Origin of the sequence: Burkholderia sp. LFS061 (genome assembly GCF_047978125.1) — a bacterium.
Lineage (GTDB): Bacteria > Pseudomonadota > Gammaproteobacteria > Burkholderiales > Burkholderiaceae > Burkholderia > Burkholderia pyrrocinia_C.
Genome location: NZ_JBFPFS010000113.1, coordinates 1 through 1557 on the forward strand (window position 1 = coordinate 1; position 1557 = coordinate 1557).

General features: G+C 57.5%; 3 protein-coding genes. All 3 read right to left on the minus strand.

The features are described 5' to 3' along the window. Positions 1-207 precede the first annotated feature (207 nt). Positions 208-666, minus strand: coding sequence for a hypothetical protein (locus ACNQQL_RS35890; protein WP_347069671.1), 459 nt, complete (start codon positions 664-666; stop codon positions 208-210). A 10-nt stretch (positions 667-676) separates the two neighbouring features. Then, the gene (locus ACNQQL_RS35895) at positions 677-1294 is read right to left on the minus strand and encodes a DUF3164 family protein (protein ID WP_347069672.1); all 618 of its coding nucleotides are present in this window, start codon (positions 1292-1294) and stop codon (positions 677-679) included. Further along, positions 1287-1557 (minus strand): hypothetical protein (locus ACNQQL_RS35900; RefSeq protein WP_416392825.1); only part of this gene is annotated, 271 nt, incomplete at its 5' end. The genes ACNQQL_RS35895 and ACNQQL_RS35900, both read right to left, overlap by 8 nt.

Below are 1557 nucleotides of genomic sequence, written 5' to 3' on the forward strand. Positions count from 1 at the left end.
AACAGCCACGACGTCGCAGAGGAAATTGGCGCGGGCATACGCTCGCTGCTCTTCGATCGCCGAGATTGGCACCTTAACGCGATCGAGCGACCCGCTCAAAGAAGTCGCCACAGCATGCATTGGGCGGGTCACGATTTCCACCAGCGTCGAATCTCCTTACGGCAGAGACAGGCCAGAAAGACGACTCCGGCAAGGATGACAATAACGTCAGGCATCGGCATCCCTCGATTCGGCGACATCAACGGAAGTGATGCCTGCTGCGCCGACCGAGACGAGCTCAACCGACTGACTTACTCTGGCAAAGTGGCGAAGCATGCTCCTCGGCGCACGCCAGGTCGGCATGAGGATGGTTGTTGTCTTGTCCAGGTTCGGAAAGTACTTCCGCGCGTTCCGCTTGCCAAACTGCTTTTCAATCTTTGCTCGCTGTGATGGCGTGTACGCGCTGATCTTCGTTGGTCGATAGAACCGATGTTCCGGAGCGCTCTCCCTCAAGTACTCACCTCGAAACCAACCGTTCACATAGACCATCAGGTCGTACCGGCGCGGCTTCGTCGGCTGTACCGCCACCGCGACCGTATCACCGTCGCAACGAAGCTCGACGCGCCCACACGGGAACGACAGCTCTGTGTCGATCTTCTCAATGTCTTCCTTCGATAGTTTCGACATACGATTCCCCTCAAATCGATGCGAGGTCGAGGCTGATTGCACGATACTCTTCGGTATCCGGGACACGATCGTATAGACGGATGTATGGCTTGCTGCCCGTGACACGAATGCTGTCGACGATCGCTCGCATTGCTTTTGTCCACTTCGGATCGTCGATCGCCAAGCGGCGGAGCGCGAGGATGCGCCCAGTGTTCACGTTTCCCTCCTTGTCGACCTGGAACGCCTCGTTGATCAACATCTTGACCTTGTCATCACGGCCTTCCGTCCATTCACGCAGGCACTCGTCAATCAATTCCTTCGCCGCCTGCAAACCTTCGTCGAACTGGAGGTGTTCTGCGATCTGGCGAACGATCTTGTACCGACCGTTGAACGTGACAAGAGAAATGTTTCCCTTCGCGCCACCGACCTTGACTCCGTACTGTTCATGGCTCGCCTCGATGAAAGCGGCGATGTCACCGAACGCTCGCGCCTTGAAGTCGGACAGGGCCGATCGCAGGCACTTTGCCTCATCGATCAGGGACATGATTGTCTGATCGCGCAGTTGATCGATCGGCGCAACAAGCGATTCCTGAATGAGGCGACCTCGTGCATCTTCGACGTAGCCGACCGGGAGGTGTCGTTCAGTCATGGATTTTTCCTTCCTTCGAAAATTGGTTCATTTCTTTTGTGATGCGTCGCAGCGCGGACAGGCTCTGTGCGACGCCCTCGGTAACCTGACGCGGACCGGTCTGCTTTGGCTCGATGAGAATGTCCGCATCGGTAGGTTGAGGCGCGGCACGTGCCGGAGGTGTGCCGAGGCCGGCACGTCCCTGGCGTTGGTGCTCAGCATGCGTTTCCGCACGCGACTCGGCCTTGTCTGCGATTCCAGATAGCACCTCTAGCAGGTATCCG

Coding starts and splice junctions, on each gene's coding strand:
- ACNQQL_RS35890 (WP_347069671.1), bottom strand. CDS start 666: ATGTCGAAACTATCGAAGGAAGACATTGAGAAGATCGACACAGAGCTG.
- ACNQQL_RS35895 (WP_347069672.1), bottom strand. CDS start 1,294: ATGACTGAACGACACCTCCCGGTCGGCTACGTCGAAGATGCACGAGGT.